Here is a 14,642-nt window from a genome sequence, read left to right on the forward strand (position 1 = left end):
CAAAGTCTGTACGAATGTGATACCATTATAAAGTTGTTTTGGAAGCGATTGACAAATAGAGGAGTATGAATTATGGTTTTATATAAGGCGAGCTGTGACTTGCTTCAATATTTGATGGATCAAGAAACGTCCAAAACGATTATGACGATTTCAAAAGATCTAGCTCAATCTCGAAGAAAAATCTACTATCACATTGATAAAATCAATGATGCTTTGGACGATGAGAATTTGCATATCATCAGTCTGCCTCGGATTGGTATTTACTTGACCGATGAACAAAGAGAAGCTTGTCGTCAATTATTAGACGAAGTTGATTCTTATGATTACATCATGAGTGCCAACGAGCGGATGCAGCTGATGCTCCTTCTGATTGGTATTTCCAAAGAGAGAATCACGCTTGAAAAACTCATGGAATTAACAGAAGTTTCTCGAAATACGGTCCTAAATGATTTAAATACTATTCGTTACCAGCTGACACTAGAGCAGTATCAAGTAACGCTTCAAGTTAGTAAATCTCGCGGTTACTATCTAAATGCACATCCTCTTAATAAAATCCAGTATCTTCAATCCCTTCTCTATCATATCTTTATGGAGGAAAATCCAGCCTTTGTTGCTATTTTAGAGGAAAAAATCAAAGAACGATTAGACGGTGAGATGCTTCTTTCCGATGAGGTCAATCAATTTCTCAAAAAACAGGTTCCGTTGGTTGAGCAGGATTTGGGGAAAAAAATAAACCATCACGAAGTCACTTTTATGTTACAGGTCCTCCCCTATCTTCTACTTGGATGTGATACCGTTACTCGTAATCAGGACAAACACCAAGAAATTGAGCAAGAGTTTTCATTGATTCGAAAGAGAATTGAATATCAGGTATCCAAAAAACTAGGAGAGCGCTTGTTTGAAACATTTGGAATCTCATTTTCAGAATTAGATAGATCTCTGTTAGCCATTCTTTTGTTATCCTATCGAAAAGATCGAGACATCCATGCAGAAAGTAAAGATTTTCAGCATTTGAGAATGGCTTTAGAAGAGTTTATTTGGTATTTTGAATCCCAAACCAGAATGGAGATTGAACAGAAAGAAGACTTATTGAGGAATCTTGTGATTCATTGTAAGGCGCTATTATTCAGAAAGAACTATGGGATTTTCTCAAAAAATCCTTTAACTCGGCAGATTCGTTCCAAGTATAGTGAACTTTTCGTAATTACAAAAAAATGTGCTGAAGTACTAGAAGAAACCTGGCAGATTCGATTGACGGATGATGAGATTGCCTATTTGACCATTCATGTTGGAGGTTTTTTAAAGTATACTCCATCGATTCAAAACAATACCAAGAAGATTTATATTGTGTGTGATGAAGGAGTGGGCGTCTCTAAACTTTTACTCAAACAGTGTCGATTCTATCTTCCAAATGAACAGATAGGGGCAGTCTTTACAACTGAGCAGTTCAAAAGTGTAGAGGATATTACTCAGGTTGATTTACTAATCACAACCAACGATGAACTTGAGAGTCATTTCCCAGTTTTAAAGGTAAATCCTATACTTGAGGCAGAAGATATTTTACGCATAACAGACTTTATGAAGAACAAGGTCCTTCGAAAAGATGGTCGCACTTTTAAGGATAATCTCTCAACCATTATTGCCACCTATATATCTGATAAACACGCTGCAGCAAAATTACAAGAAGAAATTCAACTTTTAATCAACCAAGAATTAGTCATCCAAGCTTTTTTAGATGAATCATAAACATCACAGTCCAATGATGAACACAAACCTGTGTTTTTCTTGGTCTTTTTTAATATATCGGTCGGTGTTATACTAAGTATGAAATGAAAACTTGAACAAAATATGGAGGATTTCAAATGCCAAACGTAAAAGAAATTACAAGAGAATCATGGATTTTAGCTACTTTCCCAGAGTGGGGAACATGGTTGAATGAAGAAATCGAAGAAGAAGTTGTGTCTGAAGGCAACTTCGCCATGTGGTGGCTAGGCAACTGTGGTACTTGGATTAAAACACCAGGCGGTGCTAACGTTGTCATGGACCTTTGGTCAAACCGTGGAAAATCAACCAAAAAAGTGAAAGATATGGTTCGTGGACACCAAATGGCAAATATGGCAGGTGTTCGTAAATTGCAACCAAACTTGCGTGTTCAGCCAATGGTTATTGATCCATTTGCCATCAACGAACTCGACTACTACTTGGTTTCACACTTCCATAGTGACCATATCGACCCATACACAGCTGCAGCAATTCTCAACAATCCTAAGTTAGATCATGTTAAGTTTATCGGTCCTTACCATTGTGGACAAATCTGGGAAGGCTGGGGTGTTCCAAAAGAACGCATCATCGTTGTGAAGCCAGGTGATACTATCGAACTAAAAGACATGAAGATTCATGCAGTAGAATCATTTGACCGTACTTGCTTGGTAACACTACCAGTGAACGGTGCTGATGAGACAGGTGGCGAACTTGCTGGGTTGGCTGTTACAGATGAAGAAATGGCTCAAAAGGCTGTTAACTATGTCTTTGAAACACCAGGTGGAACCATCTATCATGGTGCGGATTCTCACTTCTCAAACTACTTTGCGAAACATGGTAAAGACTTCAAAATTGATGTTGCTTTGAATAACTATGGTGAAAACCCAGTAGGTATCCAAGATAAAATGACCTCTATCGACCTACTTCGCATGGCAGAAAATCTTCGTGCCAAAGTCATTATCCCAGTTCACTATGATATCTGGTCTAACTTCATGGCTTCTACCAATGAAATCCTAGAACTTTGGAAAATGAGAAAAGATCGCTTGCAATACGATTTCCATCCATTTATCTGGGAAGTTGGTGGTAAATACACTTATCCTCAAGACCAACACTTAATAGAATACCATCACCCACGTGGTTTTGATGATTGCTTCGAACAAGACTCAAATATCCAATTCAAAGCCTTGCTTTAATATAAAAATTTTTTCTGGAGGTTATCCGTATGTTGCACGATACGGATAATTTTCATATAATAGTACAAATAGAATATGTGATAGACCTATCACCTCAAAGAGAAAGGAAATTCTATGTCAAATCTATCTATTAATGCGATTCGTTTTCTAGGTATTGACGCTATCAATAAAGCCAACTCAGGTCACCCAGGGGTGGTTATGGGAGCTGCACCGATGGCCTACAGCCTATTCACTAAAGAACTTCGTATCAATCCAGCTCAACCAAACTGGATTAACCGCGACCGTTTTATTCTTTCAGCTGGTCACGGATCAATGCTCCTCTATGCTCTTCTCCACCTTTCAGGATTTGAAGATGTGAGCATGGATGAAGTAAAGAACTTCCGTCAATGGGGCTCTAAAACTCCAGGTCACCCAGAATTTGGTCATACAGCAGGGGTTGATGCAACAACAGGTCCTCTAGGACAAGGGATTGCGACTGCGACAGGTTTTGCACAAGCAGAACGTTTCCTTGCAGCTAAGTACAACCGTGAAGGTTATAACATCTTTGACCACTACACTTACGTTATCTGTGGAGATGGTGACTTGATGGAAGGTGTCTCAAGCGAAGCTGCTTCTTATGCAGGCTTGCAAAAACTAGACAAGTTGGTTGTTCTTTATGATTCAAATGATATCAACTTGGATGGTGAGACAAAAGATTCATTCACAGAAAGTGTTCGCGATCGTTACAATGCCTACGGTTGGCATACAGCCTTGGTAGAAGATGGAACAGATTTAGAAGCTATTCATGCTGCTATTGAAGAAGCTAAGGCTTCAGGCAAACCATCTTTGATCGAAGTGAAAACTGTTATTGGATATGGTTCTCCAAACAAACAAGGGACTAATGCCGTACACGGTGCTCCTCTTGGTGCAGACGAAACTGCAGCAACTCGCCAAGCCCTTGGTTGGGGCTACGAACCATTTGAAATCCCGGCAGAAGTTTATGCTGATTTCAAAGAAAATGTTGCAGACCGTGGTGCATCAGCATACGAAGCATGGACAAAACTAGTTGCAGATTATAAAGAAGCTCACCCAGAACTTGCTGCAGAAGTGGAAGCAATCATCGAAGGGCGCGATCCAGTTGAATTGACTCCCGAAGACTTCCCAGCTTTAGAAAATGGCTTCTCTCAAGCAACTCGTAACTCAAGCCAGGATGCTTTGAATGTAGTAGCTGCTAAATTGCCAACCTTCCTCGGTGGATCAGCTGACCTTGCTCATTCAAATATGACTTACATCAAAACTGATGGACTTCAAGATGATGCAAATCGCTTAAATCGTAACATCCAATTTGGTGTTCGTGAATTTGCAATGGGTACTGTCTTGAACGGAATGGCTCTTCACGGTGGACTTCGTGTTTATGGTGGAACATTCTTCGTATTCTCAGACTATCTTAAGGCAGCGGTTCGATTGTCAGCTCTACAAGGTCTTCCTGTAACTTATGTCTTCACACACGATTCAATCGCAGTTGGTGAAGACGGACCAACTCATGAACCAATTGAGCACTTGGCAGGTCTTCGTGCGATTCCAAACCTTAATGTTTTCCGTCCTGCTGATGCGCGTGAAACTCAAGCAGCTTGGTATCAAGCAGTGAAGAGTGAGAAAACACCAACTGTTCTTGTCTTGACTCGTCAAAACTTGACTGTTGAGGAAGGAACAGATTTTGCTAAAGTTGCAAAAGGTGCTTACGTTGTATATGAAAATGCAGCAGACTTTGACACAATCTTGATTGCAACAGGTTCAGAAGTGAACTTAGCAGTAGCAGCCGCTAAAGAATTGGCAAGTCAAGGTGGAAAAGTTCGCGTAGTCAGCATGCCATCTACAGATGTATTTGATGCACAAGATGCAGCCTACAAAGAAGAAATCTTACCAAATGCAGTTCGTCGCCGTGTAGCAGTCGAAATGGGAGCAACTCAAAACTGGTATAAATACGTTGGTCTTGATGGAGAAGTTCTTGGTATTGATACCTTTGGAGCATCTGCCCCAGCACCAAAAGTTTTAGCAGAGTATGGATTTACAGTTGAAAACTTAGTAGAACTTGTAAACAACTTGAAATAAGAAAAATCAGGGCATTTGCTCTGGTTTTTTATTGCCCCAAAACTAGGGTGCAATCTTGTAAAAACAAGTGAAATTTGATATAGTAGTTTTATCTGAATTACAAAGGAGTAAAAATAATGGGTGGGAATTTAACATTTTTGATTATGCTTGTCTTGATGTTGGGCTTGATGTTCTTCATGCAACGTTCTCAAAAGAAACAAGCAGAAAAACGTATGGAAAGCCTCAATAAGCTTCAAAAAGGCTACGAAGTAATCACTATTGGTGGTCTCTACGGTACAGTTGATGAAGTAGACACAGAAAATAGAACAATTGTTCTTGATGTTGATGGCGTATACCTAACCTTCGAACTCGCAGCAATTCGAACTGTTTTGCCAGTCAAAGAAGCTGTCACACCTGAAGGTGCAGTTATCGAAGAAGGCAGTGCTATTGAAGAATAAAACGGGGTGGAATGCATTCCCGTTTTTCTATAAATGAGAGGAACAATGATGAAAAAAGTAGTCTTTGTCTGTCTTGGCAATATTTGTCGTAGCCCTATGGCGGAATTTGTAATGAAATCTCTGACCGATAAATATGAGATTCAAAGTCGAGCGACTTCTTCCTGGGAACACGGTAATCCAATCCACAAAGGGACGCAAGGAATTTTTCGAAGTCATGGCGTTCCTTATGATACTTCAAAAACTTCCCAACAAATTTCTAAAAAAGATTTTGAGTATTTTGACTATATCATTGGGATGGATGAGTCTAATCTCGCTGATTTGCGTCAGATGTGTCCACAGGATCAACAATACAAGATACAGCCTTTTGCATCTGAAAGCGTTCCAGATCCCTGGTATACAGGTGATTTTGAAGAAACTTATGACCGAGTTTTAACAGGTTGTCAGGCTTGGTTAAGTCGCTTAGAAAATGAGAGTGAACATGGAAAATTTAAAAAAACTCTATGAAAGATATAGTGTCTATTTAACACGTCCCCGTTTAGAAATTGCGACAGTGATTGTCATTGTTGTCTGTGCAGGTCTCGTATTTCTAACCAATCTTCCAAAACAGGGCGTTCTTAAGCTTGATAACGATGCTATTATTTATGACGGGAGTCTAGTTCGTGGTAAGATGAATGGTCAGGGCACTGTTACCTTCTCAAACGGTGATACCTATACTGGAGAATTTAGCAATGGTGCCTTCAATGGTAAAGGTACCTACCAAGCTAAAGCAGGTTGGGTATATGAGGGAGACTTTGTAAATGGCCAAGCTGAAGGAAAAGGAAAACTGACTACCGAACAAGAAGTAGTCTATGAAGGGGACTTCAAACAAGGTTTATTTCAACAAGCACAATAACCTCCTCCTAGAAGGAGGTATTCTTCCAGGATACGAGAAAGCGCTTACATGGAAATAAAAACGGCTTACAAGACTGTTTTACAACTAAGTTTGTGAAAAATAAAACTTTTTTAAAAATATTCACAAACTAGTGGCTCAAAAGCATCTGCAAAAGGGTGTTTGACATCATTTTCACAAACAAACAAAAAAAGTTTGTGAAATGCTCATGAAACTGTTTACAAACGTTTAAAAAAGAGTTATAATAAACTTGTGAAAAAATTAACAAAGGACTTACAATCCTTGAAAGCTATGGAGGAAAATATGGCTGATAAAAAAACTGTAACACCAGAAGAAAAGAAACTCGCTGCTGAAAAGCATGTCGATGGTTTGGTGCAAAAAGCTTTAGTTGCCCTTGAAGAAATGCGTAAACTCGACCAAGATCAAGTCGATTATATCGTAGCAAAAGCTTCAGTTGCAGCACTTGATGCTCACGGAGAATTGGCTTTACATGCCTTTGAAGAAACAGGACGTGGAGTATTTGAAGATAAAGCAACTAAAAACCTATTTGCTTGTGAGCACGTAGTAAACAACATGCGCCACACTAAAACAGTTGGTGTTATCGAAGAAGATGATGTAACAGGATTGACTCTTATCGCTGAACCAGTTGGTGTTGTTTGTGGTATCACTCCAACAACTAACCCAACTTCAACAGCAATCTTTAAAGCGTTGATTTCATTGAAGACTCGTAATCCTATTGTCTTTGCATTCCACCCATCAGCTCAAGAATCATCAGCTCACGCGGCTCAAATCGTTCGTGATGCAGCAATTAAAGCAGGTGCTCCTGAAAACTGTGTACAGTGGATTACTGAACCATCTATGGAAGCAACTAGCGCATTGATGAACCACGAAGGTGTTGCAACAATCCTTGCAACAGGTGGTAATGCCATGGTTAAAGCTGCATACTCATGTGGTAAACCAGCTCTTGGGGTAGGTGCCGGAAACGTTCCAGCTTATGTTGAAAAATCAGCTAACATCCGCCAAGCTGCTCACGATATTGTAATGTCTAAATCATTTGACAACGGTATGGTCTGTGCATCTGAACAAGCGGTTATCATTGATAAAGAAATTTACGATGAATTTGTAGCAGAGTTCAAATCTTATCACACTTACTTTGTAAACAAAAAAGAAAAAGCTCTTCTTGAAGAGTTCTGCTTCGGCGTGAAAGCAAACAGCAAAAACTGTGCTGGTGCAAAATTGAACGCTGACATCGTTGGTAAACCAGCAACTTGGATTGCAGAACAAGCAGGATTTACTGTTCCAGAAGGAACAAACATTCTTGCTGCAGAATGTAAAGAAGTTGGCGAAAACGAGCCATTGACTCGTGAAAAATTGTCACCAGTTATCGCAGTTTTGAAATCTGAAAGCCGTGAAGATGGTATTGCTAAAGCTCGTCAAATGGTTGAATTTAACGGTCTTGGACACTCAGCTGCCATCCATACTGCTGATGAAGAATTGACTAAAGAATTTGGTAAAGCTGTTAAAGCTATTCGTGTTATCTGTAACTCACCTTCTACTTTCGGTGGTATCGGGGACGTTTATAATGCCTTCTTGCCATCATTGACACTCGGATGTGGTTCTTACGGACGTAACTCAGTTGGGGATAACGTTAGCGCCATCAACCTCTTGAACATCAAAAAAGTCGGAAGACGGAGAAATAACATGCAATGGATGAAACTTCCTTCAAAAACATACTTTGAACGTGATTCAATTCAATACCTTCAAAAATGTCGTGACGTTGAGCGTGTCATGATCGTTACTGACCACGCTATGGTAGAGCTTGGCTTCCTTGATCGTATCATCGAACAACTTGACCTTCGTCGCAATAAGGTTGTTTACCAAATCTTTGCAGATGTAGAACCAGATCCAGATATCACTACAGTTGAACGTGGTACTGAGATCATGCGTGCCTTCAAACCAGATACAATCATCGCTCTTGGTGGTGGATCTCCAATGGATGCTGCTAAAGTAATGTGGCTCTTCTACGAACAACCAGAAGTGGACTTCCGTGACCTTGTACAAAAATTCATGGATATCCGTAAACGTGCCTTCAAATTCCCATTGCTTGGTAAGAAGACTAAATTCATCGCTATCCCAACTACATCTGGTACAGGATCTGAAGTAACTCCATTTGCCGTTATCTCTGATAAAGCAAACAACCGTAAATACCCAATCGCTGACTACTCATTGACACCAACTGTGGCAATCGTTGACCCTGCTTTGGTATTGACAGTTCCTGGATTTGTAGCTGCTGATACTGGTATGGACGTATTGACTCACGCAACTGAAGCTTACGTATCACAAATGGCTAGCGACTACACTGACGGTCTTGCGCTTCAAGCTATCAAACTTGTATTCGAAAACCTTGAAAGCTCAGTTAAGAATGCAGACTTCCACTCACGTGAGAAAATGCATAACGCTTCAACAATCGCTGGTATGGCCTTTGCGAATGCCTTCCTAGGTATTTCTCACTCAATGGCTCACAAGATTGGTGCGCAATTCCACACAGTTCACGGACGTACAAATGCAATCTTGCTTCCATATGTTATCCGTTACAACGGTACTCGCCCAGCTAAGACAGCTACATGGCCTAAGTACAACTACTACCGTGCAGACGAGAAATATCAAGATATCGCTCGTATGCTTGGACTTCCAGCTTCTACACCAGAAGAAGGTGTGGAATCTTACGCAAAAGCTGTCTACGAACTTGGTGAGCGCGTAGGTATCCAAATGAACTTCAAAGCACAAGGTATTGACGAAAAAGAATGGAAAGAACATTCACGTGAATTGGCCTTCCTTGCTTATGAAGACCAATGTTCACCTGCAAACCCACGTCTTCCAATGGTTGACCATATGCAAGAAATCATCGAAGATGCTTACTATGGTTACAAAGAAAGACCAGGACGCCGTAAATAATTGATTATCAGCCAAAACCGAGGGTAAACCTCGGTTTTTTTATGCTTAGAGAATATATTTTTTATTAAGAAATGCATAGAATTGGAGTAGGCTGCAAGGCTAAGTAAAGAAATGAAAATATTACCAAAGCTTATCAGAAAAACAAGGCCAGCGCTTGCAATTAAACTCAAATAGTTATATAATAGGTATGTTGAAAGGTGATTTGTAGTGATTCAAGTTACTCTTTTCACAATAAAATTTTCATGATTTTCATAAGGAGGAAATCACTAATGGTAGTTAAAGTTGGTATTAACGGTTTCGGACGTATCGGTCGTCTTGCTTTCCGCCGTATCCAAAACGTAGAAGGTGTTGAAGTTACTCGCATCAACGACCTTACAGATCCAGTTATGCTTGCACACTTGTTGAAATATGACACAACTCAAGGTCGTTTCGACGGAACTGTGGAAGTTAAAGAAGGTGGATTTGAAGTTAACGGTAAATTCATCCGTGTTTCTGCTGAACGTGATCCAGAACAAATCGACTGGGCTAACGACGGTGTAGAAATCGTTCTTGAAGCTACTGGTTTCTTTGCTAAGAAAGCAGCTGCTGAAAAACACTTGCACCCAGGTGGAGCTAAGAAAGTTGTTATCACTGCTCCTGGTGGAAACGACGTTAAAACAGTTGTATTCAACACTAACCACGATGTTCTTGATGGTACTGAAACAGTTATCTCAGGTGCTTCATGTACTACAAACTGCTTGGCTCCAATGGCTAAAGCTCTTCAAGACAACTTTGGTGTTGTAGAAGGATTGATGACTACTATCCACGCTTACACTGGTGACCAAATGATCCTTGACGGACCACACCGTGGTGGTGACCTTCGTCGTGCTCGCGCTGGTGCAGCAAACATCGTTCCTAACTCAACTGGTGCTGCTAAAGCTATCGGTCTTGTAATCCCAGAATTGAACGGTAAACTTGACGGATCTGCACAACGCGTTCCAACTCCAACTGGATCAGTTACTGAATTGGTAGCTGTTCTTGAAAAGAACGTTACTGTTGATGAAGTGAACGCAGCTATGAAAGCAGCTTCAAACGAATCATACGGTTACACAGAAGATCCAATCGTATCTTCAGATATCGTAGGTATGTCTTACGGATCATTGTTTGACGCAACTCAAACTAAAGTTCTTGACGTTGATGGTAAACAATTGGTTAAAGTTGTTTCATGGTACGACAACGAAATGTCATACACTGCACAACTTGTACGTACTCTTGAATACTTCGCTAAAATCGCTAAATAATTCTTGAGTTAATAAAAGCAAGGCCAACTGGTCTTGCTTTTTTTGTATCTATAAGAAAAAATGGATGATAGTGTCATCCATTTTGGTTTAATTCTCTTTCAAATGTATCTGATAGCGCAGTAAAGCTTAATTTGTTTAAGGTCAGAGGATGGACAAAAGAAAGTTTAAATGCATGAAGCATTAGTCTTTTAGTTTTTGAATGTGGATTGTAGAGAGGGTCTCCAAGGATTGGATGACCGTGGTGAGATAAATGAACCCGAATCTGATGAGTACGTCCTGTTTTTAATCGACAACGAAGAAGACTGGTCTTGTTTTGAAATTGTTTCAATCGAGTTACATGAGTTTCAGCATATTGCCCATTTTTTGTATCAACTATTCTTTTTCTGCGATCATGACGATCACGTCCGATTTTGTCCTTGAAAACAAGCTCTTTGCTGCTGATATTTCCGTTAACAAGTGCCCAATATTCTCTAGAAATCTCTTTTTTCTCCAATAAGCGATTGAGAATAGGCAGGATAAAAGGATTTTTAGCGAAGAGAACTAAACCGCTGGTTTCCATGTCTAGACGATGAACGACATAACAGGTCTGGCCAACGTAGGCACTGACATGGTTAAGAAGAGCAATCTCATCTGGTTGATTCCCGTGGGTTTTCATACCTTCAGGTTTGTTAACGATAATCAAATGTTGGTCTTGGTAGACTTCTTGGACAAGATTAGGATTCCCTAAAACAATTTCTTTTGTAGGATAATCCTCCTCATCGAAAATCAGTTGACATTCATCTCCGGATTTGACAGTTTGATGCCAGTGGACTTCTTCTTGATTGATGAGAATGTGCTTTTTAATTCTCAAGAAATGCCGTATTTTTCTCGGAATGAGTAGTTGCTCCTCCAAGAAGATTTTGACAGTCATTTCAGGAAGAGAATCAGGGATAACAAAGGTAAATTTCATACAGATATTGTAACAAAAAATAGATTATTTGGATAGAGAATCTAGCTAAATTCTTGTCTTCCTATGGGGAAGATGATAAAATAAACGCATGAAATTAGATACATTATTTGAAAAGTTTCTTTCTTTATTTAAAAAAGAAGAAGCTGAAATGGAAGAAATAGAAATCGATGAAGCTAATAATGAAGAAAATACCTCGACTAATTTAAGACGGTCAAGAGGTGGGCGAAAGAAAGTTGGGCAAGTCGGACCTATTCGAAAATTTTGGCGTCGCTATCATTTGACCAAAATCTTTCTAATTCTTGGACTAAGTGCAAGCTTGTTTGTTGGGGTCTATCTATTTGCCTTGGCTAAATCGACAAATGTTACAGACTTGCAGAATGCTTTGAAAACACGAACGGTGATTTTTGATAGAGAAGAGAATGAGGCTGGTGCCTTGTCAGGCCAAAAAGGGACCTATGTTGAACTTTCGGAAATTAGTGAAGATTTGCAGAATGCTGTTATTGCGACAGAAGATAGGAGCTTCTATAAAAATAGTGGAATTAACTATGGTCGCTTTTTCCTAGCGATCCTAACAGCTGGTCGCTCGGGTGGTGGTTCTACAATTACCCAACAGTTAGCGAAAAATGCTTATCTTTCACAAGACCAAACTGTTCAGAGAAAGGCTAAAGAATTCTTCCTTGCTTTAGAATTAACCAAAAAATACAGTAAAAAAGAAATTCTAACCATGTATTTGAACAATGCCTACTTCGGTAATGGAGTTTGGGGTGTTGAGGATGCTAGTAAAAAGTACTTTGGTGTTTCAGCATCGGAATTAACTCTTGATGAAGCCGCCACTTTAGCAGGTATGCTTAAAGGACCAGAATTGTACAATCCTCTGAATTCTATTGAGCATTCAACCAATCGAAGAGATACTGTCTTACAAAATATGGTGGCTGCTGGCTACCTTGATAAAAATAAGGAAGCAGAAGCAGCAAGTGTTGATATGGCTTCTCAATTGAAAGATAGTTATGAAGGGAAAATATCAGACTACCGTTATCCTTCTTATTTTGATGCAGTTGTTAATGAAGCTATTGAAAAGTATAATCTAACAGAGGAAGAAATCGTTAATAACGGTTATCGAATTTATACGGAGCTAGATCAAAATTACCAAGCAAATATGCAGGTTATCTATCAAAATACTTCTCTCTTTCCGACAGCTGAAGATGGGACACATGCAGAGTCTGGTAGTGTCGCTTTGGAGCCAAAAACGGGTGGAGTTCGAGGAGTTGTTGGTCGAGTGGCAGGGGATGATAAGACAGGTTTCAGAAATTTTAACTATGCAACCCAGACCAAAAGAAGTCCAGGTTCAACGATTAAACCTTTAGTAGTCTATACACCAGCAGTCGAAGCGGGTTGGTCTCTTAATAAGGAGCTGGATAATCATACCATGCAATATGGTGATTATAAAGTAGACAACTACGCAGGAATCAAGACATCACCAGAAGTTCCAATGTATCAAGCCTTAGCCGAGTCTCTAAATCTTCCTGCTGTAGCGACAGTCAAGCAACTTGGTATCGATAAGGCTTTTGAATCAGGTGAAAGATTCGGACTTGATTTAACGAATGTTGATCGTGTGTTAGGTGTAGCTCTAGGTGGTGGGGTGGAGACAAGTCCGCTACAAATGGCGCAGGCTTATGCAGCGTTTGCAAATGAAGGTTTGATACCTGAAGCGCATTTTATTACTCGTATTGAAAATGCGAGTGGCCAAGTCATTGCAACCCACAAAAATTCTCAAAAACGTATAATAGATAAGTCAGTAGCCGATAAAATGACCAGTATGATGTTAGGTACTTTTACAAACGGTACAGGAATAAGCTCCTCACCAGATGACTATGTTATGGCTGGGAAAACTGGTACAACTGAAGCAGCTTTTAACCCAGTATATACAAGTGACCAGTGGGTTATCGGATATACGCCTGATGTGGTGATAAGTCATTGGCTTGGTTTCCCGACTACGGACGAAAATCATTATCTGGCAGGTTCGACTTCGAATGGTGCTGCTCACATTTTTAGAAGTATGGCGGAAACAATTCTTCCTTATACACCAGGTAGTACCTTTACAGTTGAAAACGCCTATAAGTTGAATGGTATTGAACCAGAAAACACACGGAAACAAACTACAAGTGATACTAGTACGCAGTCAGATGATATATTAGCAGATATTCGTGGACGAGCACAAAATCTGGTCGATGAAGCAGGCAAAGCTATTTCAGATGCTAAGATTAAAGAAAAAGCCCAGACAGTTTGGGATACCATTGTAGATCTGTTTCACTAATACGTTTATAAGCTAAAAGACAAGGATTCAAATCTTTGTCTTTTTCACTCTCACTTGTCAGCATTCACAACTTCCATAACATTAGAGAGTAAAAACAGCACAAGATAGAAACTAGTGCCCTTCTTTCCCCCTTTCTCTGCTAAACTAAAAGCAGAGAAAGGGGGAAAGCAAATGCTTGAAAAGTATTATGATAAGGTAAAGGGAATTGTTCATAGATGTAGAAAAGACTACTATCTCCACCTGTGGGAGAAAGAGGATTGGGACCAAGAAGGCATGATCTGTCTCTATGAACTTCTAGAAAAGCATCCAGAACTAGTGGAAGAAGAAAAGAAACTCTACGTTTACTTCAAAACAAAATTTCGGAATCGAATCCTTGATAGTGTCAGAAAACAAGAGAGTCAAAAGCGTCGCCTAGACCGGATGGCCTATGAAGAAGTAGGGGAGATTAGTCATCGCCTACCAGAAGGAGGATTGTGGTTGGATGATTACTACGCTCTTCATGAATTGTTGGATACTTATAGAAGAAAATTACCACAAGATAAACAAGAAGCCTACGAACGCCTCTGGGCAGACGAACGATTTAAAGGCCGCAAAGCCCTTCTCAGAGAGCTGAAGGAAGTAATTCAGGAGAAATGAAAAAAAGTTAAAAAAAGGTGTTGACAAAGTAAGAAAAGTCGGTATAATAGTAAGAGTTGAAAATAACAACTCCGGTCCGTTGGTCAAGGGGTTAAGACACCGCCTTTTCACGGCGGTAACACGGGTTCGAATCCCGT

General features: G+C 39.9%; 11 protein-coding genes. 10 read left to right on the top strand and 1 reads right to left on the bottom strand.

Annotated elements, in window-relative coordinates; translation table 11 throughout:
• The first annotated feature begins 72 nt into the window (after positions 1 to 72).
• The 8 genes from QM450_RS02870 to gap all read left to right on the top strand — a co-directional run bounded on the left by QM450_RS02870 (position 73) and on the right by gap (position 10,606).
• Complete coding sequence (locus QM450_RS02870) at positions 73 to 1,746, top strand: BglG family transcription antiterminator (RefSeq protein WP_414319586.1); 1,674 nt, start codon at positions 73 to 75, stop codon at positions 1,744 to 1,746.
• Between the two features lie 116 nt (positions 1,747 to 1,862).
• Positions 1,863 to 2,954, top strand: a complete 1,092-nt coding sequence (gene ulaG, locus QM450_RS02875) for an L-ascorbate 6-phosphate lactonase (protein WP_414319587.1) — start codon at positions 1,863 to 1,865, stop codon at positions 2,952 to 2,954.
• Between the two features lie 114 nt (positions 2,955 to 3,068).
• A complete protein-coding gene (tkt, locus tag QM450_RS02880; RefSeq protein ID WP_414319588.1) occupies positions 3,069 to 5,045 on the top strand; it encodes a transketolase in 1,977 nt (658 codons plus the stop codon).
• 116 nt (positions 5,046 to 5,161) lie between these two features.
• Positions 5,162 to 5,482 (top strand): preprotein translocase subunit YajC, encoded by a 321-nt coding sequence (gene yajC / locus QM450_RS02885; protein ID WP_075230983.1) that lies wholly within the window; start codon positions 5,162 to 5,164, stop codon positions 5,480 to 5,482.
• 48 nt (positions 5,483 to 5,530) lie between these two features.
• Complete coding sequence (locus QM450_RS02890; protein ID WP_414315400.1) at positions 5,531 to 5,986, top strand: low molecular weight protein-tyrosine-phosphatase; 456 nt, start codon at positions 5,531 to 5,533, stop codon at positions 5,984 to 5,986.
• Positions 5,961 to 6,374: a hypothetical protein gene (locus tag QM450_RS02895; protein WP_414319589.1), complete on the top strand. Its 414-nt coding sequence runs from the start codon at positions 5,961 to 5,963 to the stop codon at positions 6,372 to 6,374. The genes QM450_RS02890 and QM450_RS02895 overlap by 26 nt, the downstream gene beginning before the upstream one ends.
• 300 nt (positions 6,375 to 6,674) lie before the next feature.
• Complete coding sequence (adhE, locus tag QM450_RS02900; protein ID WP_373095118.1) at positions 6,675 to 9,326, top strand: bifunctional acetaldehyde-CoA/alcohol dehydrogenase; 2,652 nt, start codon at positions 6,675 to 6,677, stop codon at positions 9,324 to 9,326.
• A 269-nt stretch (positions 9,327 to 9,595) separates the two neighbouring features.
• Positions 9,596 to 10,606: a type I glyceraldehyde-3-phosphate dehydrogenase gene (gap, locus tag QM450_RS02905; protein ID WP_000260668.1), complete on the top strand. Its 1,011-nt coding sequence runs from the start codon at positions 9,596 to 9,598 to the stop codon at positions 10,604 to 10,606.
• Positions 10,607 to 10,679: 73 nt separating this feature from the next.
• Here gap and QM450_RS02910 read toward each other — a convergent pair whose 3' ends face one another.
• Positions 10,680 to 11,555: an RluA family pseudouridine synthase gene (locus QM450_RS02910; RefSeq protein ID WP_414319590.1), complete on the bottom strand. Its 876-nt coding sequence runs from the start codon at positions 11,553 to 11,555 to the stop codon at positions 10,680 to 10,682.
• Positions 11,556 to 11,643: 88 nt separating this feature from the next.
• On the opposite strand from QM450_RS02910, the gene pbp2a reads away from it, so the two are divergent.
• Positions 11,644 to 13,869 carry a penicillin-binding protein PBP2A gene (pbp2a, locus tag QM450_RS02915; protein ID WP_414319591.1) on the top strand — a complete coding sequence of 742 codons (2,226 nt, stop codon included), beginning with the start codon at positions 11,644 to 11,646 and terminating at the stop codon, positions 13,867 to 13,869.
• 171 nt (positions 13,870 to 14,040) lie between these two features.
• Positions 14,041 to 14,505 (top strand): sigma-70 family RNA polymerase sigma factor, encoded by a 465-nt coding sequence (locus QM450_RS02920; protein ID WP_414319592.1) that lies wholly within the window; start codon positions 14,041 to 14,043, stop codon positions 14,503 to 14,505.
• Positions 14,506 to 14,642 lie beyond the last annotated feature (137 nt).

Source organism: Streptococcus infantis (assembly GCF_047464615.1).
GTDB classification, from domain to species: domain Bacteria; phylum Bacillota; class Bacilli; order Lactobacillales; family Streptococcaceae; genus Streptococcus; species Streptococcus infantis_Y.

Bases quoted from the DNA above. Each gene is read 5' to 3' on its own strand.
- QM450_RS02890 (WP_414315400.1), top strand. From the start codon at position 5,531: ATGAAAAAAGTAGTCTTTGTCTGTCTTGGCAATATTTGTCGTAGCCCT.
- gap (WP_000260668.1), top strand. From the start codon at position 9,596: ATGGTAGTTAAAGTTGGTATTAACGGTTTCGGACGTATCGGTCGTCTT.
- pbp2a (WP_414319591.1), top strand. From the start codon at position 11,644: ATGAAATTAGATACATTATTTGAAAAGTTTCTTTCTTTATTTAAAAAA.
- QM450_RS02870 (WP_414319586.1), top strand. From the start codon at position 73: ATGGTTTTATATAAGGCGAGCTGTGACTTGCTTCAATATTTGATGGAT.
- ulaG (WP_414319587.1), top strand. From the start codon at position 1,863: ATGCCAAACGTAAAAGAAATTACAAGAGAATCATGGATTTTAGCTACT.
- QM450_RS02895 (WP_414319589.1), top strand. From the start codon at position 5,961: ATGGAAAATTTAAAAAAACTCTATGAAAGATATAGTGTCTATTTAACA.
- QM450_RS02910 (WP_414319590.1), bottom strand. From the start codon at position 11,555: ATGAAATTTACCTTTGTTATCCCTGATTCTCTTCCTGAAATGACTGTC.
- tkt (WP_414319588.1), top strand. From the start codon at position 3,069: ATGTCAAATCTATCTATTAATGCGATTCGTTTTCTAGGTATTGACGCT.
- QM450_RS02920 (WP_414319592.1), top strand. From the start codon at position 14,041: ATGCTTGAAAAGTATTATGATAAGGTAAAGGGAATTGTTCATAGATGT.
- yajC (WP_075230983.1), top strand. From the start codon at position 5,162: ATGGGTGGGAATTTAACATTTTTGATTATGCTTGTCTTGATGTTGGGC.
- adhE (WP_373095118.1), top strand. From the start codon at position 6,675: ATGGCTGATAAAAAAACTGTAACACCAGAAGAAAAGAAACTCGCTGCT.